Source organism: Marinomonas pollencensis (assembly GCF_003387375.1).
GTDB lineage: Bacteria > Pseudomonadota > Gammaproteobacteria > Pseudomonadales > Marinomonadaceae > Marinomonas > Marinomonas pollencensis.
Genome location: NZ_QUNG01000004.1, coordinates 318,417 through 339,093, shown reverse-complemented (window position 1 = coordinate 339,093; position 20,677 = coordinate 318,417). Strand labels below are relative to the sequence as shown.

The 20,677-nt window shown below is 38.3% G+C and carries 23 protein-coding genes; 18 read left to right on the top strand and 5 right to left on the bottom strand.

The window, feature by feature from the left end; genetic code table 11:
- Positions 1-124: 124 nt before the first annotated feature.
- The gene (locus DFP81_RS08355) at positions 125-820 is read left to right on the top strand and encodes a hypothetical protein (protein WP_147299440.1); all 696 of its coding nucleotides are present in this window, start codon (positions 125-127) and stop codon (positions 818-820) included.
- Between the two features lie 92 nt (positions 821-912).
- Here the strand turns inward: DFP81_RS08355 and DFP81_RS08350 are convergent, their stop codons facing one another.
- The gene (locus DFP81_RS08350; RefSeq protein WP_115897310.1) at positions 913-2,547 is read right to left on the bottom strand and encodes a BCCT family transporter; all 1,635 of its coding nucleotides are present in this window, start codon (positions 2,545-2,547) and stop codon (positions 913-915) included.
- A 753-nt stretch (positions 2,548-3,300) separates the two neighbouring features.
- Positions 3,301-3,747: a DoxX family protein gene (locus tag DFP81_RS08345; protein ID WP_115897309.1), complete on the bottom strand. Its 447-nt coding sequence runs from the start codon at positions 3,745-3,747 to the stop codon at positions 3,301-3,303.
- A gap of 146 nt (positions 3,748-3,893) precedes the next feature.
- Here DFP81_RS08345 and DFP81_RS08340 point away from each other — a divergent pair, with 146 nt between their 5' ends.
- On the top strand, positions 3,894-4,823 hold the full coding sequence (locus DFP81_RS08340) for a LysR family transcriptional regulator (protein ID WP_115897308.1): 930 nt from the start codon (positions 3,894-3,896) through the stop codon (positions 4,821-4,823).
- Here the strand turns inward: DFP81_RS08340 and ctlX are convergent.
- A complete protein-coding gene (ctlX, locus tag DFP81_RS08335; RefSeq protein ID WP_115897307.1) occupies positions 4,807-5,733 on the bottom strand; it encodes a citrulline utilization hydrolase CtlX in 927 nt (308 codons plus the stop codon). The genes DFP81_RS08340 and ctlX overlap by 17 nt on opposite strands.
- Before the next feature lie 156 nt (positions 5,734-5,889).
- Between ctlX and DFP81_RS08330 the strand changes: the two genes are divergently transcribed.
- Positions 5,890-6,321: an Lrp/AsnC family transcriptional regulator gene (locus DFP81_RS08330; RefSeq protein ID WP_115897306.1), complete on the top strand. Its 432-nt coding sequence runs from the start codon at positions 5,890-5,892 to the stop codon at positions 6,319-6,321.
- A gap of 53 nt (positions 6,322-6,374) precedes the next feature.
- Here the strand turns inward: DFP81_RS08330 and argC are convergent, their stop codons facing one another.
- Complete coding sequence (argC, locus tag DFP81_RS08325) at positions 6,375-7,310, bottom strand: N-acetyl-gamma-glutamyl-phosphate reductase (RefSeq protein WP_115897305.1); 936 nt, start codon at positions 7,308-7,310, stop codon at positions 6,375-6,377.
- 286 nt (positions 7,311-7,596) lie between these two features.
- On the opposite strand from argC, the gene DFP81_RS08320 reads away from it, so the two are divergent.
- The 13 genes from DFP81_RS08320 to DFP81_RS08260 all read left to right on the top strand — a co-directional run bounded on the left by DFP81_RS08320 (position 7,597) and on the right by DFP81_RS08260 (position 18,415).
- Positions 7,597-8,529 (top strand): 2-hydroxyacid dehydrogenase, encoded by a 933-nt coding sequence (locus DFP81_RS08320; protein ID WP_115897304.1) that lies wholly within the window; start codon positions 7,597-7,599, stop codon positions 8,527-8,529.
- Positions 8,530-8,703: 174 nt separating this feature from the next.
- Positions 8,704-9,435: an HNH endonuclease family protein gene (locus DFP81_RS08315; RefSeq protein WP_115897303.1), complete on the top strand. Its 732-nt coding sequence runs from the start codon at positions 8,704-8,706 to the stop codon at positions 9,433-9,435.
- Positions 9,436-9,517: 82 nt separating this feature from the next.
- The gene (locus DFP81_RS08310) at positions 9,518-10,105 is read left to right on the top strand and encodes a hypothetical protein (RefSeq protein ID WP_115897302.1); all 588 of its coding nucleotides are present in this window, start codon (positions 9,518-9,520) and stop codon (positions 10,103-10,105) included.
- 12 nt (positions 10,106-10,117) lie between these two features.
- Positions 10,118-10,498, top strand: a complete 381-nt coding sequence (locus tag DFP81_RS08305) for a hypothetical protein (protein WP_115897301.1) — start codon at positions 10,118-10,120, stop codon at positions 10,496-10,498.
- Positions 10,488-11,156, top strand: coding sequence for a hypothetical protein (locus DFP81_RS08300; RefSeq protein ID WP_115897300.1), 669 nt, complete (start codon positions 10,488-10,490; stop codon positions 11,154-11,156). The genes DFP81_RS08305 and DFP81_RS08300 overlap by 11 nt, the downstream gene beginning before the upstream one ends.
- A 130-nt stretch (positions 11,157-11,286) precedes the next feature.
- The gene (locus DFP81_RS08295; RefSeq protein WP_115897299.1) at positions 11,287-12,207 is read left to right on the top strand and encodes a viperin family antiviral radical SAM protein; all 921 of its coding nucleotides are present in this window, start codon (positions 11,287-11,289) and stop codon (positions 12,205-12,207) included.
- A complete protein-coding gene (locus tag DFP81_RS18610) occupies positions 12,155-12,457 on the top strand; it encodes a ParE family toxin-like protein (protein ID WP_425453663.1) in 303 nt (100 codons plus the stop codon). Before DFP81_RS08295 ends, DFP81_RS18610 begins: the two co-directional genes overlap by 53 nt.
- Before the next feature lie 131 nt (positions 12,458-12,588).
- On the top strand, positions 12,589-13,062 hold the full coding sequence (locus DFP81_RS08290) for a nuclear transport factor 2 family protein (RefSeq protein WP_115897298.1): 474 nt from the start codon (positions 12,589-12,591) through the stop codon (positions 13,060-13,062).
- Positions 13,063-13,543: 481 nt separating this feature from the next.
- The gene (locus DFP81_RS08285) at positions 13,544-13,801 is read left to right on the top strand and encodes a hypothetical protein (RefSeq protein ID WP_115897297.1); all 258 of its coding nucleotides are present in this window, start codon (positions 13,544-13,546) and stop codon (positions 13,799-13,801) included.
- A gap of 109 nt (positions 13,802-13,910) precedes the next feature.
- Positions 13,911-14,348, top strand: coding sequence for an acyl-CoA thioesterase (locus DFP81_RS08280; protein ID WP_115897296.1), 438 nt, complete (start codon positions 13,911-13,913; stop codon positions 14,346-14,348).
- A 204-nt stretch (positions 14,349-14,552) separates the two neighbouring features.
- The gene (locus DFP81_RS08270) at positions 14,553-15,896 is read left to right on the top strand and encodes a site-specific integrase (protein WP_115897294.1); all 1,344 of its coding nucleotides are present in this window, start codon (positions 14,553-14,555) and stop codon (positions 15,894-15,896) included.
- A gap of 261 nt (positions 15,897-16,157) precedes the next feature.
- Positions 16,158-16,526 (top strand): plasmid mobilization relaxosome protein MobC, encoded by a 369-nt coding sequence (gene mobC / locus DFP81_RS08265; protein ID WP_115897293.1) that lies wholly within the window; start codon positions 16,158-16,160, stop codon positions 16,524-16,526.
- A 2-nt stretch (positions 16,527-16,528) separates the two neighbouring features.
- A complete protein-coding gene (locus DFP81_RS08260; RefSeq protein WP_115897292.1) occupies positions 16,529-18,415 on the top strand; it encodes a hypothetical protein in 1,887 nt (628 codons plus the stop codon).
- An 11-nt stretch (positions 18,416-18,426) separates the two neighbouring features.
- Here DFP81_RS08260 and DFP81_RS08255 read toward each other — a convergent pair whose 3' ends face one another.
- Complete coding sequence (locus tag DFP81_RS08255; protein ID WP_115897291.1) at positions 18,427-19,053, bottom strand: hypothetical protein; 627 nt, start codon at positions 19,051-19,053, stop codon at positions 18,427-18,429.
- A 552-nt stretch (positions 19,054-19,605) separates the two neighbouring features.
- Here DFP81_RS08255 and DFP81_RS08250 point away from each other — a divergent pair.
- Together DFP81_RS08250 and DFP81_RS08245 are read left to right on the top strand one after the other, a co-directional pair.
- Complete coding sequence (locus DFP81_RS08250; RefSeq protein ID WP_115897290.1) at positions 19,606-19,911, top strand: hypothetical protein; 306 nt, start codon at positions 19,606-19,608, stop codon at positions 19,909-19,911.
- A 13-nt stretch (positions 19,912-19,924) separates the two neighbouring features.
- A complete protein-coding gene (locus DFP81_RS08245; RefSeq protein WP_115897289.1) occupies positions 19,925-20,614 on the top strand; it encodes a hypothetical protein in 690 nt (229 codons plus the stop codon).
- Positions 20,615-20,677 lie beyond the last annotated feature (63 nt).

Genomic DNA, 20,677 nt, shown 5'->3' with positions numbered 1-20,677 from the left:
CATAAAAGCCAAAAAACATACCGCGAAAATGCCTTTTTTTAGCGCTTAAAAAGGTAACAGGAAGGTTAGCCTAAGAATCCGCAGGTGTTTGGCTTAGCTGCTTTACTATATGGACAATACAAAGATGAGTGAGATGAATAGAGAAACCTATTATGGCGTGCTGAGAGACTTTAAAGGCGGCCAGTTTGAGTCCATCAGTCAGGATTACCATGGCATGTGCCGTGCTCAAGATGAGATGATTCGGAGCCTGCAAGAAAAAGGCGCGACGATCAAAGGTTGGAAAATAGTCGATGAGAATGAAGTTTTCATTATTTCGCCTATTTTTGATTTTCAATTGGTGAATAACCAGAATCACGTCTTCTCTCCAGCCAATGTTACGGGGTTTGAGGTGGAATTGTGTTATCAAGCAGTGGTTCCTGAAAGCGTTGATGAAGTGGAGGCTGTGGTTAACGCCTCTTCGCCAAAAGTGGCTATTGAGGTAATGCGTGAAAAGATTAACCCACTGAGTCATATTGCGTGTGACTTCTTTTTTAACTACGGCATTATCGTTGCTGATGCTTCTGTTGTGGGGGATTTTCAGTTCAACAAGAGTGGTTCAGATGAGGTCTTTGAGTACCAAGCAACAGACTCAACATTACTGGCTGAAAAGCAATATTTCTTAAAGCAAGGCTTGATTGAGTGTGTACGTCGTGGCTACCAAGGCGAGTTCTTTTTCATGACAGGCAGCCTTAATGGAATGTTAGCAGCAGAGACACGTTTAGGCAGCAATGCCATTGTTGATGATGGGCAAGCCATTATCCGTTTTGATGTGGCCAATTAGCAGCAGATCTTTAACCAGTATGGGCGATAAAAAAAGGACAGTCTGAAAATCAGAGTGTCCTTTTTTTGCCTAAGCGATGGAGTAAAACTCGATTATTTATTGATTGCCAAAGAGTCCAGCACGCCTTGGTCTGGGGTTTGTTGGTCCGCAGGTGCGTTCTTGTTGGTGCTTTCTGATCCTGTGTTAGCGATAACATCGGGGGCTAATTCGGAAGAGAAATCCTCTTTTATCCAGCGCAGCATAGACAGGCTCATAATAAAGAGCACAGGGATCATTGGAAGAGCAACCAGCACAGTGGAAGTTTGTACTATTTTTAACCCTCCGACAGAGAGTAATCCTACCCCAACCAAGCCCAATAAAAGTGCCCACAAAATTCTGTTCCAACGAGCAGGTTCCTGGTAGCCACTGATTTCTTTAGTACAGACGGCTGCAAGCATATAAGCAGAGGAATCCACGGTGGTCGCTAAGAATATAAAACACAATAAAGTGAAAAGTGGAATGATGAGGTCTGAAGCTGGCAGCTGTTGTAAAACCGCTACAACCGTAGCAGGAATGCCTTGTTGACTAAGAATCGTTTGTAGGTCGACGCTGCCGCTGACATCTAGGTTAAGCGCGAAACCACCCCAGATAGCAAAGAATGCCCAGCAACCAAATGAACCCCATAGTAGACCATTAAGAATAATGTCTTTAATGGTTCGTCCTCGAGATATCCTAGCGACAAATAATCCCATCATAGGGGCGTAGGCAATCCACCATGCCCAGTAGAAGATAGTCCAATTTTGTGGGAAGCCACTTTTGGCAATTGGGTCAGTCCAAAAAGCCATACGAAAGAAATTATTTACCAAGAGCCCAAAGCTATTAACCCATAGGTTGAGGATGAAAACAGTGGAGCTTGCGAACAACACAAAGACCAATAATATTAACGCCAATACGGCATTGATGTTCGACAGTGTCTGGATGCCTTTGTTTAGGCCGTTGTAAACACTCCAAGCAATCATCGCGATCCAAGCAGACAGTATGATCATCTGAAGGCCAAAGGAGTCTTGTAAGCCGAACATGGATTGAAACAGCTTAGAGACCAGCGGAACAGACAGGCCGAGAGAGGTTCCTACTCCGCCGACAATAGAAAAAATAACAATGATATCAATGGCTTTACCAATAGGGCCATCAACCAATCCGCCCAATACACCACGACATGCTTCACTCAACCTAAGTACATTCACTTTACGAACATACAAGGCATAGCCGATAGGAAGAGCAGGCATCAGGTATACCGCCCAAGGAACCACACCCCAATGAAACATAGGGTACATAGCAGCCCATTCAACGGCTTTGGTGGTATTGGCAGGGATCTCCATTGGCGGAGAAGATAGAAAGTAGAGTGGTTCCACAAAGGCCCAATTACAAATGGAAATGCCTATGCCGGCACAAAATAGCATGGAAACCCACGGTAGTTTGCTAAATTCAGGGGCCTCATCTGGGTCGCCTAATTTGATACGACCGACTGGGCCAAAGGCTAACCAGACCACAAATAGAAAGCTGCCAACACCGGCGAGAAGGTAAAGCCAGCCAAAGGTGCCAGTGCACCATGCGAGTAGCTGATTGACGACAATTTTACTGGCTTCAGGGGTGATAAGTAGTGGAGCGCTTATAGCGAGAATAACTAAAACCGAGGGTAAAAGTAGGGCAAGGTCGATTGCCACTTTTTTATTTTTCCGTGTACTCATTATTGTTTACCAAGATTGTATTTGTTTAGAACTCTGTATGACTGTTTGCTGTAACTCAATTCTCTTTAGGTTGATAAAAGGCGGCCTTATGCACTCAATGTTAGGTTGCATCGCAGGCGAGCATTTATTGGTTAGGCTAATTCCTTATTAGCGAGTTTATGTGCGCAGAAAAGTGTCCGAATGGTGCTGGCAAGACAGCAACTTGTGAGAGAGTCTCGTTGATTTTTATACACTTTTTAATTACGCATGAAGATTAGAGCTGTAACTTATTATTTTAGGTAACTATTTGTCAATAAATAATTTTTATTTGTTTTTCTACCTTGGTCAAAAAAAACCATGAAAAACAGGGGATTAAATGCTCGAATTTAGGTGCTTTTCAGGCGTGTTTGCAAGTGGAATGGCTTTCAGTGATTTTCAATAAATACAGCTCTAACGAGTCTGCTTTTGGTAAGCCCTCAATTGAGCGTTAATATGCGGCGCTAAGGCTTTTGTGAAAGCTCAATAAGACCCCGGACAGAGTCATTCCCCTTATTAGAGGCTTGATGGTGGAAGCGACTGAGGTGATAACCGTTACTTTTTCTAGAGAGTGGGGTCGAGGTTAGAAAAGTTCTCTAAGTTACGCTGAATACGAGAAGAGGTATGACAAATTAACGACTAAAAAAGCGATAAAAGCAGCACCTTTATCGCTTATGATTTTACTGGGTTTTCAGGCCCTCAGATTGATAACATGAGATTGCTGAGGGCCCATGGCAATTAGGACAATTTATTTTGGATCGCTTTGTCCACAGAGAAGCGTCCAGCGCCTTGGATCAGGATGGCGACAGCGACAACAAATAAGCTTAATGCGTATTCGTAGCCGCCATTAGATGCGAATAGGCCATGGCTGATGTGTACGCTGAAGATGGCTATTAGCATAGTAAACGCGACGACAAATGCTGCTGGGCGAGTCAATAAGCCAATCAATAACGCCAAGCCACCAAAGAACTCTGCACTGCCAGCCAAAAATGCCATCAAGTAGCCAGGGTTAAGGCCAAGGCTGGCCATGAATTGCCCAGTGCCTTCTAGGCCATAGCCACCAAACCAACCAAACAGTTTCTGGGCGCCGTGGGCCATTAGGATGATGCCAATAGGCGCACGTAGAATAAGAGCGCTTAGGCTGTTGTTTGTGCTAATCAGTTTTTTCAAAAGTGGTAAGCTCATGTATGACTCCGTTGTTAAGAGGTTTAACTCAGTGTTTAGAATATACGCACATCTTACTATCAATAATATTTATAATTAACATGGGATACATTGAATTATTAGCAACAAAATGGAGATAATAGCATTCTGATGAGTGAGGGGATGATATGGATAGGATAGATGCAATGCGGACGTTTGTGTCTGTCGTGACGGAAGGTAGCTTTAGTCGCGCGGCTGAGTATTTGCAATTATCTCCGCAGTTAGTAAGTAAGTATGTTTCCCAGCTAGAAGAAAAGCTGAATGTACGCTTGTTAAATCGTACAACACGTCGGGTGAGTCTCACGGAAGCCGGCATACAGTACCTGCAACACGCCAAACAAATACTGGCGAGCATAGATGAGATGGAACAACAGTTAGGTGGTTTGCATCAGAACCCGAAAGGCACCTTGCGTATTAGTGCTCCGGTGTCCTTTTCGATCAAGCACCTGGCTCCTTTATTAGCCGATTTTCAAAAGCATTATCCGTTGATCGATTTGGACTTGCAGCTGAATGACCGTAAAGTCGATGTGGTTGAGGAGGGGTTTGATGTTGTGCTGCGCATTGGTGAGCTAAAGAGCTCATCGCTGGTGGCTAAATATGTTGCCCCGATAAGGGTTATCCTCTGTGCCTCCCCTGAATACCTGAAACAGCATGGTACGCCGTCTAAGCCAGAAGATCTTAAGCAGCATAAATACCTCCACTATAGTTATCTTGAAATGGATGAGCGCAATGAGGTTTTTGCTTGGTTACGCAGTAAAAATGTAGAACAAGGGGGACTGTTCGAAAGCAATAATGGCGATGTCCTCGTTGAGGCGGCCATTGCGGGAGCAGGTATCGCGCTGCAACCTACCTTCATAGCAGGCGAGGCAATTAGAAAAGGCCAGTTAGTGCCGCTGCTGTTAGATTATGAACCTAAGGTGATGGGCTTGTACGCTCTTTATGCGCACCGCAAGCTATTGGCAAGTAAGGTGCGCTGTTTTATTGATTTTTTAGACGGCTATTTTGGTACGCCTCCGTACTGGGATGCTTTTGACAAGGACGCTAACTCGCAAGGTTAGAGCGGTGTACGCCTGCAATCATACAGCGGACTGATCCTCCCGCACTTTCGATGGTCGGGATGGCAAGTGGTAGCAGGGTAACAGATTCTTCAATAAGGCTTTTTTGCGCTACGGTGAGTGCATCAAAAGCGGTTTGTGAAAGCGCCAGTAGGTTTTCATTCGTGCCGCGTAATTCAATGGCGTTGCCGCAGAAATTTCGAACTTGCTGGTTGCTTAAATGAATGACTGATAGGCCGCTTTGTTGAAACAGGCTAAACAAGGCTGGGCGGTCTTTTTCTGCCACCATATCCATACCGATCATAACGAACTTAGCACTGATGCACATCATCACATTGGTGTGGTAAATCGGCACACCATTTTCATCCGCAGCATCAAATAGCACAGCTTGATAACCCATTTCTCGGCATACCTGCCGAAACAGCCCTTCACTGGTTCGATTAGAGCGCGCCGCATACGCAATATTGTGCTGGTGGTCGAAAACAATCGACCCGGTTCCTTCTAGAAACGCTTGTTCATCAGCATGGTGTCGCAGATTGATGTGGGTTTGGTAGTCATAGTGGGCGCTCAGAAAATCCATAATGTCTTGGCGATATTCATGGCGACGGTTTGGGGCGTACATAGGGTATTGGATTAGGGTGCCATTATGGTGAGTACTGAACCAGTTGTTGGGGAAAACAGAGTCTGGTGTCGCGTTCGATTTATCCTCAAACACATGTACTCTAACCCCTTTATCTTGCAATTTTTGCACGGCTTCAGAGACTTCATTGTAAGCGCTTAATGCGGCATTTTTACTTTTGCAAGCGTATTGAAATGCATTATCAGCCATGGTTTCAGGGTTAGAGATAAAGCAATGAGGGCGCACCATAACAATGGCTTCAGGAGATTGTGTTTTAGTGATGGTGTGGTTCATGTTAAGCCCCTCTGGAACAGATGAAAGATGAGTTGCCATATTAAAGGGAGTGAACGTTGTTTAAAATGTCATAATTTAATACTATTTGATGAGTTTTTTATCAAATAGTCAGGTTTAGTTGGCACTTTGATAGGTTTGCCAGATGAGGTGATAGTGATGAACCCCTATATTTATGATTCCTTAGATTCAGATTTGATTTCTGAATTGCGCAAAGATGGCAGGGCCTCGGTCTCGTATTTAGCGGACACCTTAAAAGTCTCTCGTGCAACGGTGCAAAACCGACTGGATCGATTGGTGTCGAGTGGCGTAATTTTGGGCTTTACCGTGCGAGTTCATCAGGAGGTAGAAAAAGAAACCGTGCGCGCGATAATGATGATAGAAGTGGCTGGTCAGTCGACTTCTCAGGTTATTAAAAAGCTGCGCGGCATTCCAGAGTTGGTGAAGCTGCATTCAACGAATGGCGCATGGGATTTGGTTGCGGAAGTGCAAACAACCAGCTTAGGTGAATTTGATCGTGTGTTGCGCCGTGTGCGAGAAGTGGATGGTATTTTGAACAGTGAAACCAGCTTGTTACTGTCGACTATGTAAAGGGCATTGTTCATTAGCGCCAACCAGTAGTGCTAATGAACAACGTATCTCGATTACAGGTTAACTGCAGTTTCTTCGGCAAAACCTAACATGATGTTGAGGTTTTGCACGGCGGCGCCAGAAGCCCCTTTACCAAGGTTATCGAGCTTAGCAACCAACACACCAGATTGATTGTCTGGGGCACTCAATACAGACAGCTCAACAAGGTTGGTGTTCTCTAAACCATGAGGTGTTAAGAAAGGCGCGGCGGCATCTTCAACAGCGTTAAAATCATTCACCTTAACAAAGCTATCAGAGGCATAAACGTCAGCCAATTTAGCTTGCAACTGGGCCATGGTGGTTTCGCCTGTTAGCTGAATCGGTAAGAAAGTCAGCATACCTTGGCTAAAGTTGCCCACACTTGGTACGAAAATCGGCGCTTTGTTGATGCCAGACCAAGTTTTAATTTCTGGTAAATGCTTATGGTTAAACGTCAGTCCGTAAGCACCAAAGATTGGCGCGTCTTCACCGTTTTCGTAACGATCAATAAGGGCATTACCGCCACCGCTATAACCAGAAATAGCGTTAATAGAGTAATCCCCAGCCGCAGGCAACAATCCCGCTTCCACTAATGGTTTTAGTAATAGAATTGCGCCAGTAGGGTAGCAGCCAGGATTGGAAACGAATTGTGCGGTTTTGATCTTGTCACGTTGGGTAACGTCCAACTCAGGTAAGCCATATACCCAACCTTCAGCCACACGGTGAACTGAGCTGGCATCCAAAATACGGCAGCCTTCTTCTTTTGCTAAGGCGACGCTGTCTTTCGCGGCATCGTCAGGTAGGCAAAGCACCGTTACATCAGCCTCTTTCATTAGGCGACGCTTTTCTTCTACATCGCGCTTTTTCGCTGGATCAATGCTAATAATGTCGATGTTAGGGTGATTGACCAAACGATCTCTTACTTGCAAGCCTGTGGTGCCAGTTTCACCATCAATAAATACTTTTTTCACTGCCTAGGGTCCTTTACTGTCTGTCTTAACGCATCGTGACTATGTCACCCAAACGAGCTATGTCGTTGGGTTTTCTATGGCGGTTAAGACATTGTTAATGCATAGCGAAGAGTGTAAAGCATCCCGCTTCGAGTGAATAGTTAAGCGCCTTGCTAAATGGCGAAAAATAGCTTGGAACCCTGACTTTTTCTTTTTTGATCCTGGTGCATTTGTAAAAGCCTTCTACCCTGTGGCAGGCTTGGTCCCGAAAAAGTACATGAGCCAATTTACTAGACAGAGATTCGCTATGAGCAATGACCTTTTACTCGTCACCAATAATGAGAAATACAGCGCTAAGCTGAAAGCCGCTTTTTTATCACGTCGTCCAGAAATCAACGTACTACTTGCCGATGACAGTGGTGCAGAACGGGCAACAATGGCCCTTTGTTGGCATCCAGGAAAAGACTTACTAACGCGCTTTCCAAATTTACAGTGTCTTCATTCTGTGGCCGCGGGCGTCGATCATTTTGGTGCTGAGTTACTCACCTCGGGCTTACCGATTTGTCGAGTGGTTGATGATCATCAAAAGCAAGGCATGCTGGAATACGTATTGTGGGGCGCTCTGACAGTACAGCGTAACTTTGACAAGATAAGTGCCAATCAAAAGGAGTCAAAATGGCAAGGCTTTCGCCAGCGCCCTGCATCTGATGTTCGCATAAGCGTTTTAGGATTGGGCGAGTTAGGGCAGTTTGTTGCGCGTGGCTTAGCGCAATTTGGCTATAGCGTATCGGGTTGGTCAAGAAGTCCTAAAAATCTGGATGGTATTCACTGCTACCAAGGGCCAGAAGGGCTAACTGAGCAGCTAAAAGAAACTGAGTTACTGGTGAATTTATTACCGCTAAGCCCAGCAACAAAAGGCATACTGAACAAAGACTTATTTAATAAAATGCCAGAGGGAGGCTACCTCATCAACGTTGGTCGTGGTGGTCACCTGATACCAGGTGACTTAATTGACGCGATCGATTCTGGTCATTTGCGAGGAGCATTACTAGACGTATTTGATCAAGAGCCCCTGCCAGCCAAAGACCCATTATGGACCACCAAAGGCGTCACAATCACCCCGCACTTAGCCTCCGATGCCTCACTTCCTACCATCATCGAACAAGTCGCCGACAACGTATTGAGCTTTGTTAGCAAGGGTGAGCTGACTAATCAAATAGACTTAATAAACGGCTACTGAAGTCGAGAGCCAGATCACAATGTCATTGTTCCCTCCCCTTATGTCTTCTAAGGGGGAGGGTTAGGGTGGGGGTATCTCCTTGTTTTGGTTATTTTATTTGCATTAATGACGAATAATAGTGAAAATCCTTAGATAAACAGTTTGTTTTTAATGAAAAGGAATTTCATTTTATCCATGGCGACTTCAGCTTCTAATTTTGTCTTTCTTAAAGGCCACGATGACTTTCTTTTCACTATTGCTAGGGCAGCAGAGAAGAATTACTCTGATAACACGCCTTCTCGAAACTGGCATTTAGATTGGCAAAATTTATTGGGCTGTCGCAACGGTGGCAGCCAACGTAATGTTGTTGATGCGAGCCAGCGTTTTACCAGTCCTGAAAGTTCTTGTGATGTGCCAAAAGGTGAGAAAAACCTAGACGGTATTATTTTGAACCCACTCCAGATCCCCGCTTTTCCTAAGTTGTTTTCCTGTGACAGATCCACAGGCGCTTTCTCTGTTGATTCAGACGCTTGTCAGCAAGCGGAGGTGGATGAGGCCGTCGTCCAAAATACGATTGATGAGCTGAATCTTGATGCTGAGCGTTTAAAACGTTTTCGTAAAGTCACTCTAAATAACCTCAATACTCAAATGACAAGCTTAGTAAGAGAAGGATTGTCTATTGGGGAAGCCCGTGAAAAATTGGCCAAAATGACGTTGAGAAAAAATAGCGCTGGTCATTGGCCTAAGTTTTTTACCAGCATACGCCGCTATCTTGGTCATGGCGCAGAAGATCAACTAAGAGCGATTCAGTACAGGGGTAACTGCAAAGAAATCGCTGCTTTTAATGTGTGTCTTTATATGGAATGTGATACTTGTGAAAGTGATCAAGCAGCAAGAGTAAATCGAATTTCAATAAGTAATCTATGATCGTGTTTATAGATTTGCAAATTTTAAACGCGGAACCTAACCAAAAAATCAATTAAATAAACTATAAGTTTAAGGATAAACAATGTCATCTAAGATAAATAAAATACAAAATCATAAGAATCTATTTTTGAGGTTTTTTAAGTCATTTTTAATGATTTTATTTGATTGTTCGATACTGTTGTTGGGGGTTATGGTTCTGTTTTCTATATTTTATATGCCATTTGAAGATAGTTTTAGATTTAACGAGTTAGATAACTCAGAAATACTTACATTACTATTTTTTTCTTTTTTTACATTGAAGTTCTTCAATAAAAAAGAGTTTGAAGGTTGTGGTTCTTGGGTTCGAGTTAAGGGTTATTTGCTAGCTATTTTAATTCCTGTGTTTATTTTAATTTTTGTTTTTATTGTTTTTTCCTTTCTTAATAAGCTGGATTCTTATGAGTTGGTGTCGAGTTTAAAAAGTTATTTTTCTTTTGTTGTTATGGTTGTTACTTTTGTTTTATTTTTTCTTTCGAGTTCAAATAAATTAGATTGGTTTAAAAAGCTAAAGAAACGTTTTAAAAAATCGATGAAGGTGGTCAATTTTCATATAATAAAAAAGTTTTTTTCTGGTGGCGAAGATGACACTACATCAGCCTCTTCTAGTTCAACTCAGTCTGATAAAAATTAAAAGGATTTTAATGTGATTAAAAAACAATGGGTGAGATTTATTCTGATAGCGTTGCTAACAATGAGTGGCAATAGCTTTGCTCGTAGTGATATTCCGATTGAAAATGGTTCAGGCTTCTTAGTAAGTGCTTGCCAAGAAGTAGTTGATATTTACGATGCTCATGGTAAAGAGAAGTTTTTAGCTTCTCAGCGTACTTCTTTAGCAGAGGGTATTCGAACAGGCTATTGTCTGGGTGTGATTATGCAGTACCGACAGCATGCAAGTTACTGTCGCTATGCACAAAACAACGTTTTAGAGATGGCTCAAGCTATTGCGCGTACCAATATGACTGAGTCCCAGTTAAAACGCACTAGAACTTCAGATATGTTGCAGGAAGCGTATTGTGGGTCTTGATTTCTACAGTGTTCCAGAGGCGTTAAAGTTTTTGTTTGGTTCACAGGTGTTAGTGGAAACGCCGTCTTTGCGAACCAGGGCTAACTCTTTTCTTCGTAATGGGGTCGTGAGTTTTCAAGCGGATTTGAATGTCCATAAGAATACAAATACCATTCAAGAAAGTGAACTGGATACCTTGTTTAACGCTATGCTGTTGAGCGCTATTTTTGCGGATTCAAAGGAAGTGAAAGCCATTTTCTGTGAACCTGAGAAGCGCGCTCAATGTGCAGGAGTGGTAAAGGCTATGTTTACTCGTCAGCATTCGTTGGCGGGTATTGCGCTTTCTAGTAGTAAAACGTCGGCTTTTGTTACGTGTCTTGAGGGGGATTTTGACCTTAGAGCGGAACGTTTACCCAATCCGTTTAAAGCTTTGCCTCAGACCACGCTTGGAACGAACTCTTCATTGCTTCGTGTGTTACTAGCTCAGGCCGCCGTGCTGGAGCCAATGGACAGCATTCTTATTAAGTATTTGGATGGCGAATGGCTCGAAGCCAAGGCGTTGATTGACGAGTTAGATGAAACCGCACATGGTGTGGCAGAGCTGAAGGCGGAAATTGATAAGAAGATTCATGACGCAGAGGAGGTGGATGATCTTCTCGATTTTATGCTCAAACTTTAGCGGTCGCATCGTTAAGAGTGTGAACAATAAAAAAGCAAAATAATTTAACAAACTGCTATGTTGTGCAGTGCACAAGTTGAATCTAGGTTTTGTTGCCAACATCCCGTTGGCAACAAAACGGAGATTCAATATGAAATCATTTGCTACTGGCACACAACGTAAAACTGACTTGGTTATTAACTTCCACATGACGGAAAGCTGCAACTATAAATGCAGTTACTGTTATGCCATTTGGGACGACCTCGAAGCAAAAAGTGAGCTTCATAGGTCATCTGATAAAGTGGAATCCCTTCTTGAAAATCTGGCGTCTTATTTCCTTTCAGACAATCCATTAAAAGCCCGTATGGGTTATGAAAATGTACGTCTCAATTTTGCCGGTGGCGAGCCTATGTTGCTGGGTCAGCGTTTTATCGATGCAGTGAAGCGTGCTAATCACTTAGGTTTTAAAACCTCACTTATCACCAACGGTCATTATTTAACCAGTGAGATTCTAGATGATATAGGCGCCTCTTTGGATGTGTTGGGTATTAGCTACGATTCGGCTGATCATGATATTGCTAAAAAAATAGGTCGGGTGGATAGAAAAAATCGCTGGATTACAGCGGACGATTTACTGTCGATATGTTCCCGTTATCGGACCTTAAACCCAACCGGTGTGTTGAAGCTTAATACCGTGGTAAACACGGTAAATAAAGACGATAGCTTGCTGCCTTTAATGACTCAAATTAATCCAGATAAATGGAAGTTGCTTAAGGTTCTGCCTGTTCATAATCACGATTTGGTCATCTCTCAAGATGAGTACCTAGCCTATGTGAACCGTCATCAGGTGTTGTCGGATTTTATTGTAGAAGAAGACAACGACGCTATGACGCACACTTATTTAATGATTAACCCAGAAGGCCGTTTCTATCAAAATTCAGAAGCAGGCTCAGGTTATTTATTGAGTGATTCAATACTTGCAGCCGGTGTAGAAAAGGCGCTAGAGCAGATTCCTTTTGATGTTTCTGGCTTTCAGCAGCGTTATCAGCTTATCCCTGCTGTCGAGGTGTAGGATGATGAAACTCATAATCCAGGGGTTGGATTCTATTCCTCGATACTTGCGTAAAAAAGCAAAAAAAGAAGCTTTACAGTTATCTCGTTCACCAGAGAGTAATAGGAGGTGGAAAAAAATGCACAGCAAGAAAGGTATGATTCGCAGCAAAATTAACCGCTCTTATCGTTTGGTTGTTTGCTGTTCTGATATTAAAACAGGTCCTTATTTTGCTATGAGCCACGCTGAGTTTGATCGGCGTTATAGCTAGGAGGCAATGATAGAGCCGTGGCTAGTAAATAGGTTGCGAAGTAAGAAGGAGATCAGCTTTGCATTGCAAAAGTAGAACGACTTGTCTATTCTGTGTGTAGACAAGTCGTTCTACTATCTAGGAGTGAACCCATGAGTGACGAAGCGAAAGCCCCTTTTCCACCTTACACAGAGGAAACAGCCAAACAAAAAGTGCGTATGGCAGAAGATGCTTGGAATACAAAAGACCCAGTTAAGGTATCTATGGCGTATACCCCAGATAGCCGCTGGCGAAATAGAGACACCTTTCCTGTGGGGCGAGAGCAGATCCAAGAGCTGCTGACCAACAAGTGGCAGAAAGAGCGGGATTATCGTTTGGTAAAAGAGTTATGGGCCTATGACAACAACCGCATAAGTGTACGCTTTGCCTACGAATGGCAAGATGCTGAAGGCAATTGGTTTCGTTCTTATGGCAATGAGAATTGGCAGTTTAATGAGCAGGGGCTGATGCAGGAGCGCCATGCCAGCATTAATGATTTGCCTATTGCAGAAAGCGAGAGAAAGTTTCATTGGCCAGCAGGGCCGCGGCCGCTTGACCATCCAGAGCTAAGCGAAATGGGCCTGTAGGGATGCTGACAAGGCGTAGGGAGGGAGCGAGCAAGCCGTTTCAGCCTCAAGCTTTCACAGAAATTCTCAATTAAGGCGCGCAGCTGATGGCGTGTCGCCCCCTTGCGAAGCATCATATGACAAAGCAACGAAATGGCTTTGTCATTTTTTTGTGTAACGTTTTGCGGCTGGGTATTGGCTGAAAAAGCTGCGCCCTATATTATCTTATTGTCGAGCTTGTAAGGAGGGAGCTAAGTAACTGTCTGATATAAAAGATTAATTTCTTATCCTTTCCGGTTTTCTTTGCTATTTTTCTAGCTTGCTTCTTTCTTTGTGTTGGCTGTTTCTCGTTGAGAGACGCATTTTTTGTAGATTTTCATCTATTGATGACAGTTTTTTGTCCAATTCTAGTAGGTTTTCCCTGTATAAAAGAGATCCTTGAGTAAGTTGTATCAAGAGCGACTAACCTTAGAGGGTATGACGGGGAAAGAGGGTTATATACATGGTTTATCAAGTTAAGCGCAGTGATTTAAAGGGGACCTACAAGTGGGACCCTGTCGAACATAAAGGCCCGAATGACGATATTGATAAAGAAAATGGTTTTGAAATATTGGCGTTAATACAAGCCTTTTATAATGAAAGAGAGTGGCTAACCGACAGCAATATACATGCGGTTGAAGCGTATCTGAAATTGTCATTTTTGAATGAAGTGCGCTCCCCTCAAAAATTAGCCAGTTACCTGCGAAGCGAATTTTCGTAATGCTTTGGTAAGTCGATGTTTTGTTGAGTCGAAGGCGGCGCTTTAGGTTGCGCTGTGGACACATCAGCTGATGTTTTAAAATTATATTTGTTTTAGCAAGAGGTTTTGTATGCCGGAGACGGAAGAAAAAGTAATAGGGCGCTTAACGACTCGTACGGTTGCGATGCCAAGTGATACTAACCCCGCTGGTGATATTTTTGGCGGTTGGGTAGTGTCTCAAATGGACATTGCAGCGGGTATTTGTGCTGGGCAGCGAGCACAATCTAGAGTGGTAACGGTTGCGCTTGATGGTATGAGTTTTATTCGTCCAGTTAAAGTTGGAGATATTTTAGGTATTTATACTCATGTAGACTCAGTTGGCCGTACCTCTATGAACATTCATGTGGAGGCGTGGGTAAGACGTGGCCGCATTGGTCAGCGTGAAAAGGTCACCGAAGGAAATTTCAAATTTGTCGCGATCGATGAGGAAGGGCTACCGATGCCAATCCCGAATGAAGCGGATTTGCCAGATTACGTGCTAGAGCATTTGTCTGAAGAGAATCAATAACAGGCATAAAAAAAGCCCCGAAGCATTTGCTACGGGGCTTTCTTATGTTGGTACCAGTAGGCGGACTCGAACCGCCACGCCTTTCGGCAACGGATTTTGAACTTATACTGTCTTTACAAAAAAGCTTGCTAATCATAGACTTATAGTTACTTTTAAAGTTGCTATGCAACTTTCTATACAACTATGAGCATCAGAGGATGAGCTATGGTAGCAAAATACGAGCGTTTAGCGAAGAATTTAGCGATTTATCGTCTTAAAAACTCTAAAAATTTTTATGCTCGTATACGAGTAAACGGAGTAGAAATTAAGCGAAGTTTGAAAGTTGCAGATGAAGATGAAGCAAAATTTCGGGCTTGGGAACTCCGTTCCGAACTTGAAAACCGAAATAAGCAAGGGTTAACTATTTTAGCTAATAAAAAAGTTTATGTTGAAGACATTATCAACAGTGTAATTATTCAGTTAGATAGTAAAAAAATACAGCTACAAATCTATAAAGACTATAAAACAGTTTTTTCAAATTTTATCATTCCATTCTTTAAAAATGTCGAAATTGTTGATTTTACAACTAAAAAAATAAGAGATTATTTTGATGGTCAAGAATTATCAATCACAAGAAAAAATATAAATAAAACGTGTTTTAAGATGATTTTTGATTATTTAGAAGAAGAAAAAATAGTTAAAAAGAATGATATTCCTGTTTTACCAAAAATTAAAGCTATGAAAATTGAAACGAGAGACGCTTTTAATGGTGATGATTTGGCAATGATTTTAGAGCACCTGCCAAAGTTTTACGAAGTTGAAAAAAATGGCAGGAAAGCTAATTTTAAGACCGTTGAGTATAGAAAAATATTAAATGAATACTTTATTATTTTGTTAGAAACGGGTGTAAGAACGGGTGAAGAATTTATAAACTTACACTTTAATGATATAAAAAAGAAAAAACATTCTTACTATAAAGATAATTTATTAATAGAAAATGATAATTATCTTGTTAAAATCACGAAAGGAAAAACAAAAAAATATTCGAGCGGTCGAGTTATCGCATTAAGTTCAAAAGCCATTAATGCAATTGTTAATATTGCAAAAATCACTCAACAAGATAAAAATATCACAATAGACAATTTTATATATAGTGACAAATTAATTTTAGAAACATCTTTTGGTAAAATTGCAGAGTTTAGCGATATCTTCAAGCAATTCACAGACTATTTAAAAGAAAATAATTTAATAAACACTCATTATACTTTATACAGTTGTCGCCATACCTTCATTACTAAAAGATTAATGCAAGGTGTAGATATTTATCTAATTGCAAAATATGTTGGTAGTTCTGTTGAAATGATTGAAAAGCATTATGATAGTTATAAATTATCACAGCAAGCGCATATAGATAGTTTGACAGATTTTAATCGCAGTGAGTTAGAATTAAAAGCTATCCTAAATAATGTATCTTATACAGATTATGATGATGTTCCGCCGGATTTAACCGAAGAAGAAAAAATCAGTTTAGATAAACAAGCAGAAGAATTTTTCAAATATAATAAATAATATATCAATATCTTTTTCAGAAAGGGCACGAAGTGCCTATTCTCTTTTCTCTTTTTGCTTCTCTAATGCCAATTTGACAGATCAATATAATATGATAAATAAAGTATATTGCGAGTTGAGGCTTGGGTTCCCCATTCCGCTCGATTTTCTCCGAAAATAAAAAATTAAAGGTAATTTTTTAAAAAACATTGAAGAGATAGAGGTATATATAATTTTCCGCATTAGCATTTGGATAAATTATTAAAATAAAAAGTGATTAGAATGAAAAAATTAAATAAAAACAAAAGAAGAAAAAGTATAAATATTAGGCTCGATGATTACAACCATAAATTATTAAATGAGATAAAAGCAATCTCTGGTTTTAGAACGTGGGAAGAGTTTATATTGCATTATATGAATAACGGCAGAGGCTTTAAAAAAGTATTAGTAGATGAGGAAGGCCAATCTTTAAAAGCATTAAACCACCTGATTAGATATGGAAATAATCTTAATCAATTAGCCAGAAAAGCAAATGAAAATAATTTACTTGATGAAGATGATATTAAAGAAATTAAGACATTTTTAAAAGAAGGTATTAAAGCAAGAAACTATTTCTTAAAACACGTTAAACCTTTTAATAGGAGTAAATAAAAATGGCTATTTATTCTTTAAAACACGAAGGTCAAACGCTAAAACAATTAAAAAAAGTTATTGCATATAATACCAATGATAAAGATGGATTAAACTCATTAAATAACCCCAGATTGATTTCTGTTACTTCTAATATCGGTTATTGTGAAAATACGAATAATAAAGATGATTATAATGACTTAATAGATAATTTTATAATGACAGTAGATAGTAATTCAAAACTTTCTAAAAACAATAGACAAAGACATATTTATGATCATTCTGTGATTTCTTTTTCAGAAGAAGATGATAAAAAATATTCTATTAAAGAATTAGAAAAAATGGCTATCGAAACGGCTAAGCTATACGAGCCAGGTTTTGAAGATACTCCATATCTCATCTATCCACAGATGGACAGTGGAAAGCTCCATTATCACGTTGTAAGAGGCTTACACGATGACAATGGAGATTATCACAGAGTAAAGAATTCTAAATTAAAAATGCAAAGCGCAGCCCAAAAAATTGAGAAAAAACACAACTTAACTTTAACAGGTAAAAATAATCCAGAAAATTATATATTTAAAATGGACGATAACGGAAAAATGGAAAAAATATATTTTCCAAAGAAATATGAAAATACTAAAATCTCTAAAAATAAAAAAATTGAAAACAATCATATTATAGATTTAAAAAATAAAGAAGTTGATGCAATAGATTTTAATAAATCAAAGATAGTTAATAAAAAAAATAAAGAACAAAATATAGCCAAATCAAATTATAAAAAAACAAATGATTTTGTTAATGATAAATATTCTAAAATAGAAAAATTAAAAGAACCTATCAATTATAGTTTTTTAGATAATATTAAAAATCAATTCACAAATCAGAAGGAATTAGATAAAGAATATAGAAATAAACTTATTAAAAGAGAAGAAGGCTATATTGATTCTGGAATTAAAAAATATCATACAGATTTATCAGATAGAAAAATTAAAGTAAAAAGATATAATTCTGAAATAGACAAAGAAAATAAAAAATCAGAAATAATAAATAACTCAATTAATTCTTTAAAAGGTAAAAATAGAAGAAATGATATTAGAGAAGAAAAATATGATACTTTTAAAACTAAAATTAATGACTTATATAAAAAATCAGAAAATGCTATGTCTTTTTTAAAGTTACTAAATGATGAAAATATTGAAATATCTGTCATTGAAAGAAAAAACCGAAATGGTGGTATTACTTTCACAGATTTAAAAAATGATATTTCTCTATCTGGTAGTAAAGTAAACTCATATTTTTCATATGGTAAAATGAAAAAAAATGATAAACATCTTTTTGACTTAATACATAATTATGAAAGTAATTCTATTAAAAAATTAGAGAATGACTATAAAAATGAAACTTTAAAAATAAATGATAATTATAAAAAAATTGAAAAAAATGGAGAAACTTTAATTTACTATAAACTAAAAGATAATGAAAAAAGACCATACAATTACAATCTAAAAATCTCAGAAAATAAAGATAGAATTTCATTTGGTCAAAACTCAAATGATTTTGATTTAAGGCTATCATATCAATGTGCGAAAGAGATGGGATGGAAAAATGCCACATCAGAAAATAAAGAGTTATCAATAAGATTAATGAAAATTGCTTATAGCGAAAATAAAGATGATTTGCTATTTTTTAGAAGTAAAGAAAAGCTTTCTTTAGTTGATCTTAAAGAGGTTACTAATGGAAAGCGCCTTAAAACGAAGCATTTAAACGAATTGTTAGACAATGATATGCTTCACGAAAAAGACGCTCAAAGGGTAAAAGAAGAGCTAAAAATTAGAGGTTCTATTCAAGAAAAAAGCTTTGATTGTGATGAGCCTATAAAAAATAGCGTTAAAGTAAGATTTCGATAAAATAATTAATTTTAATAATGAAATTTATAATGTTCTTCCAAAACTTCTGCGTTTTGATTTACTGGGTATTTATACTCAAAATCTACATTTATGCTTTTGAAAGCGTTTTTAATCTGTCTTATTCTTTCTTTTCGTTGTTTTTTCTCTGGAACTTTTAATACATCTAATAAATAATTTAGATGTAAATATCCTTTTTTATGATTTTCAATTATTAAGGCTAGTTTTGTTGCTTTTATATCTCTACAAGATTTTAATTTTTTCAATTCAATTTTATTAAATCCAGTATTTTTTCTCATTTCTCTAATATATTGATATGAAAGCTTAAAGCTGACTAATTTATTATTTACTGAAATAGTATCAAAAAAAGGTGATTCTAATGAGTTTATGATTTCTTCTATTGTATTAAAAGTTAATTTCCCAGATCTAGGTAAAAAACTATTTTTACCTAGCAGGCCATCTATGGTGAATGTCTGTATATAATCTACTTTATTTTTTCTATAAATTATTGTTGATATTGATAATATAGCTAAAAATACTTTAAACTTTACATTGTCTTCAAAGTCAAATAGATATTTGTGTAATTCATTTTTAGGCTTCATAATTTCTTTTGTTAATGGTAAAAATATTAATTCGTTCATTTCTTATTATTCCTTAATTTAAGCTTAAAAACTTCTTATTTAGAATAATTCTTTAACAATATATTGTTTGACAAATTAATATTTGATGATATATTTTTAATTATTCCCGTGAGAAAGGAAGTTTTTAAAATCATATGCATTAATTTGTATATGATTTTTTTGTTTCTAATATTCAATTAAACATAAATTTCAATAATGTCAAATATAGATAATGCGAAATGACCACCCCCTCTAATGCGAAGTGGCCACCCCTTCTAATGCGAAGTGAATACCCCCCTATTAATATAAGATATATTAATAAAAGAATTATTAATATAATAGTGATTGCTCTGTTTTATTAAGAGCATTAAGAGATAAAGAAATATGCCGCTTCACGGCTTCTGATGAAGGTCCGAAGAGCGAAGCAATGAGTGTATTAAAGAGTGCTTAGATGGTATTTCTGGCAGTGCCTAAAAGGAAGTAACATAAATAAGATATTTAAAGCATTGTTAGTCTATTGACTTTAATTGACTTTTTAGTATATTTTAACCTTTTTTTAAAGGAATAGAGATAATGACTGACATTGAAGTTTTTAAAGGAATTAAGGTTGATATTTTAGATATAAAAAAATCTCTCGCTGAAAATGACATAAATTCATCTTCAAAAAAGTACTCAGTTTTGAAGGAAAAGCTCAGGAATATGTCAAAAAAAACAAATGATGCTTTATATTTTTCTTATGCGATAGATGAAATACTCAATAAATCTTTTACTGCTAGAAAAAACACAAAGAACTTAACTCTTATTGCTCAATGTGTTGCAGACGCTAATAGTTATGTAGATTATTACATTGATATAATTAATAGTGATAAATTAATATAAGGATATTTTAATAATGCGTAAAGAAAAATTCATTCCTTTGAGTGTTGTTATGATCATTGCAGGTTGTGCAAGCTCACCCTCAATTCAATATAATTATGTAGCTAAGCTTAAAAAAACCTTAGTCCCAAGTATGCAGCAAGAAACTACTGTTTTTGTTGGCGATGCTATTTTGTCAGACAGGACATATTACGAAGTAGAAGCTTTGCACCTTAACGCCCCAGCCGCTTATGGGCTGTATCATTTTTCAAGTGGCTACTATTCGAAAATAGGCTCTGATAAGGATAGTGATTTTTATTCACCTTTTCCAATAGGTGAGCATAGCAGTTCTACTAATTTAGAAGGTGATGCTCGTAAATACGTTCAAGCTATCGCAGTAAAGAAAACTGGCGTTGGACAAATATGCCCTATACATTTAATTTCAGGCATGAAATGTATTAATGCTGATATTGAAATAGAAAAAATTCAAGCTAAAGATAGGGACTCTTTTGAGCAAACTCTTTTATATAATGGTCGTGTAGGTAATACAGTTAATATTGGGTACAGGGAGTTTTCAAATGGGCTTGCTCGTGCTGCATTTACAAATAATGTTGGGTATGATTTAAGTCAATCTAAGCAAGTGTCTTACAAAGGGGCTAGAATAGAAATTCTATCGGCTGATAATAGTAAGATTACATATAAAGTTATTAGTGCTTTTTCTCATTGAGTATATTACTTTATTTTAAGTATTTTTAGAGAAAAAAAAGCCACTCATTGAGTGGCTTTTTTG

Excerpts from the sequence above, each read along its gene's own strand:
- DFP81_RS08345 (WP_115897309.1), bottom strand. The coding sequence starts at position 3,747 with ATGAGCTTACCACTTTTGAAAAAACTGATTAGCACAAACAACAGCCTA.
- DFP81_RS08320 (WP_115897304.1), top strand. The coding sequence starts at position 7,597 with ATGAGCAATGACCTTTTACTCGTCACCAATAATGAGAAATACAGCGCT.
- DFP81_RS08315 (WP_115897303.1), top strand. The coding sequence starts at position 8,704 with ATGGCGACTTCAGCTTCTAATTTTGTCTTTCTTAAAGGCCACGATGAC.
- DFP81_RS08290 (WP_115897298.1), top strand. The coding sequence starts at position 12,589 with ATGAGTGACGAAGCGAAAGCCCCTTTTCCACCTTACACAGAGGAAACA.
- DFP81_RS08350 (WP_115897310.1), bottom strand. The coding sequence starts at position 2,547 with ATGAGTACACGGAAAAATAAAAAAGTGGCAATCGACCTTGCCCTACTT.
- DFP81_RS08260 (WP_115897292.1), top strand. The coding sequence starts at position 16,529 with ATGGCTATTTATTCTTTAAAACACGAAGGTCAAACGCTAAAACAATTA.
- DFP81_RS08355 (WP_147299440.1), top strand. The coding sequence starts at position 125 with ATGAGTGAGATGAATAGAGAAACCTATTATGGCGTGCTGAGAGACTTT.
- DFP81_RS18610 (WP_425453663.1), top strand. The coding sequence starts at position 12,155 with ATGTTTCTGGCTTTCAGCAGCGTTATCAGCTTATCCCTGCTGTCGAGG.
- ctlX (WP_115897307.1), bottom strand. The coding sequence starts at position 5,733 with ATGAACCACACCATCACTAAAACACAATCTCCTGAAGCCATTGTTATG.
- DFP81_RS08310 (WP_115897302.1), top strand. The coding sequence starts at position 9,518 with ATGTCATCTAAGATAAATAAAATACAAAATCATAAGAATCTATTTTTG.
- DFP81_RS08330 (WP_115897306.1), top strand. The coding sequence starts at position 5,890 with ATGAACCCCTATATTTATGATTCCTTAGATTCAGATTTGATTTCTGAA.
- DFP81_RS08250 (WP_115897290.1), top strand. The coding sequence starts at position 19,606 with ATGACTGACATTGAAGTTTTTAAAGGAATTAAGGTTGATATTTTAGAT.
- DFP81_RS08285 (WP_115897297.1), top strand. The coding sequence starts at position 13,544 with ATGGTTTATCAAGTTAAGCGCAGTGATTTAAAGGGGACCTACAAGTGG.
- DFP81_RS08255 (WP_115897291.1), bottom strand. The coding sequence starts at position 19,053 with ATGAACGAATTAATATTTTTACCATTAACAAAAGAAATTATGAAGCCT.
- mobC (WP_115897293.1), top strand. The coding sequence starts at position 16,158 with ATGAAAAAATTAAATAAAAACAAAAGAAGAAAAAGTATAAATATTAGG.
- DFP81_RS08270 (WP_115897294.1), top strand. The coding sequence starts at position 14,553 with ATGGTAGCAAAATACGAGCGTTTAGCGAAGAATTTAGCGATTTATCGT.
- DFP81_RS08245 (WP_115897289.1), top strand. The coding sequence starts at position 19,925 with ATGCGTAAAGAAAAATTCATTCCTTTGAGTGTTGTTATGATCATTGCA.
- DFP81_RS08280 (WP_115897296.1), top strand. The coding sequence starts at position 13,911 with ATGCCGGAGACGGAAGAAAAAGTAATAGGGCGCTTAACGACTCGTACG.
- DFP81_RS08340 (WP_115897308.1), top strand. The coding sequence starts at position 3,894 with ATGGATAGGATAGATGCAATGCGGACGTTTGTGTCTGTCGTGACGGAA.
- DFP81_RS08295 (WP_115897299.1), top strand. The coding sequence starts at position 11,287 with ATGAAATCATTTGCTACTGGCACACAACGTAAAACTGACTTGGTTATT.